The sequence below is a fragment of the Mesorhizobium sp. M2C.T.Ca.TU.002.02.1.1 genome (assembly GCF_003997225.1).
Genome location: NZ_RZTO01001015.1, coordinates 1 through 1,931, shown reverse-complemented (window position 1 = coordinate 1,931; position 1,931 = coordinate 1). Strand labels below are relative to the sequence as shown.

Annotated in this window: 1 protein-coding gene and 2 pseudogenes; all 3 read left to right on the top strand. The window is 61.8% G+C overall.

Features of this window, described 5'->3' with window-relative positions:
• Window positions 1-234, top strand: a pseudogene (locus EOD07_RS32725) (cell division protein FtsZ); the annotation flags it as partial.
• Between the two features lie 378 nt (window positions 235-612).
• The gene (gene lpxC / locus EOD07_RS32720; RefSeq protein ID WP_127238179.1) at window positions 613-1,560 is read left to right on the top strand and encodes a UDP-3-O-acyl-N-acetylglucosamine deacetylase; all 948 of its coding nucleotides are present in this window, start codon (window positions 613-615) and stop codon (window positions 1,558-1,560) included.
• Between the two features lie 202 nt (window positions 1,561-1,762).
• Window positions 1,763-1,931, top strand: a pseudogene (locus tag EOD07_RS38855) (outer membrane protein assembly factor BamD); the annotation flags it as partial.

Below are 1,931 nucleotides of genomic sequence, written 5' to 3'. Positions count from 1 at the left end.
GGCTTTCCCCGCCGCGAGGAAGAACCGGCCCGGCTCCAGCCGGCGCAGCCGCGCGAGCCGAAGCTGCGCCAGGCCGCGCCCGAGATGCGCCGCCTCGCCAGCCAGGATCCGCAGCTCTACGCGCCGCGCCGCGGCCAGCTCGACGACCAAGGCCGGCTGACGCCGCAGGCCCGCACGGTTCAGGAAGACGACCAGCTGGAAATCCCGGCCTTCCTGCGCCGTCAGGCCAACTGACCGATACGGCGGACCGCCGATCGTCGATACAGCGCACCGCTGATCGTTAACGATATATAACGGTTGTTAACAGGCAGACGAGTTCTCGTCTGCCTGTTACTTTTATAAAAGCAATTAAAGTCAATGCTTTACGAGCCATTTCTGGTGTGTTTCCGTGGTTACACGGGGTAAGAAACCGTGATTTGGAGTCTCCAGGGCGGGCCATTATCTTCGCCTCGGACTAAAGTCGGTTTGCTGGGATTCGGGGAGTAGCCCTGCCTGCCGATCACACAGAGCCGCGTGCTCTTGCTTATTTTGCCGCATTCCGTGCGAGCGCCAGACATCACCTGGCTGCAAGATACCCAAGGCCGATGGAGCGGACGCAGGCATTTTGGGCGTATGGGGTTACTCTTGCACGACTATCAGACGACAGTGAAATCGCGCGCGACGCTGGCTGGCATCGGCGTCCATAGCGGCAAAACCGTCACCGTTCATTTCCTCCCGGCCGACGCCGATACGGGCATCGTCTTCCAGCTTTCGAATGGCGGCCAGATCCGCGAGCTCCGTGCCCTGGTCGCGGAAGTCGGCGCCACCGATCTTTGCACCATGCTTGGTGATCCGGCCGGCGAGCATATCGGCACGGTCGAGCATCTGATGGCGACGGTTTTCGGCCTCGGCATCGACAACCTCATCATCGAGATCGACGGTTCGGAAGTTCCGATACTCGACGGCAGCGCCATGGCTTTCGTCGAAGCCTTCGACCAGGCCGGCATCGAGACGCTGGCGGTGAAGCGTCGCTATATCCGCGTCGTCAAGCCGGTGCGCGTGGAAGCGGGCGCGTCCTGGGCGGAATTCCGCCCCTATGACGGCACGCGATTCGAGATCGAGATCGATTTCGAAAGCCCGGCGATCGGCCGCCAGCAATTCGCCTCGGACATCAATCCCGATATCTTCCGCCGCGACATCGCGCGGGCGAGGACCTTCGGCTTCATGAAGGATGTCGAACGGCTTTGGGCCGCTGGCTACGCGCTCGGCTCGTCGCTCGAAAACTCGCTGGTCATCGGCGACGACAATCGCGTCATCAATGTCGGCGGGCTGCGCTATCCCAATGAATTCGCCCGCCACAAGACGCTCGACGCGATGGGCGACCTGGCGCTGGCCGGCGCGCGCTTTATCGGCTGCTTCCGTTCCTATCGCGGCGGCCACCGGATGAACGCGTCTGCCTTGCGCCGGTTGCTTTCCGACCACACGGCCTTCGAGATCGTCGAGACGAGACGCCGCGAGCGCGGCCGCGTCGCCGAGATGATCGCTGTCAGCCGGCCGGTCTACGCACCTTGGGTGATCTGATTTTTAACCGTTTTCTGGCTTTGTAGAGCGGACTTGTGTTGCATGATTGCATCACGAGTCGCTGAAATTGTACAACCGCGGGCGTAGCGTCAGGCCGCCACAAAAATGTGCGATTGGCCGGACATAGCGTTGCCGGGCAAGGGGATAATGGTTTAAGGCTTCGGCCCGGACCGAAACGACGCCGAAGGGGCGGAATCCAAACATGTTTTTTTCGCGAGTTGGTCAATCGGTAGCGCCGCGTCGTGGTGTTTTGCTGGCGCTGTCGGTGGTTGCTCCCGCGCTCGTGCTGTCGGCCTGCATGTCCTCCGAGAAGGATGTCAACCTGGCGACCTATGTCGACCAGACCGAACCGGCCGACGTGCTCTACAACC

What these genes read in the sequence shown, in the direction of transcription:
- lpxC (WP_127238179.1), top strand. Translation starts at nt 613, where the DNA reads ATGGGGTTACTCTTGCACGACTATCAGACGACAGTGAAATCGCGCGCG.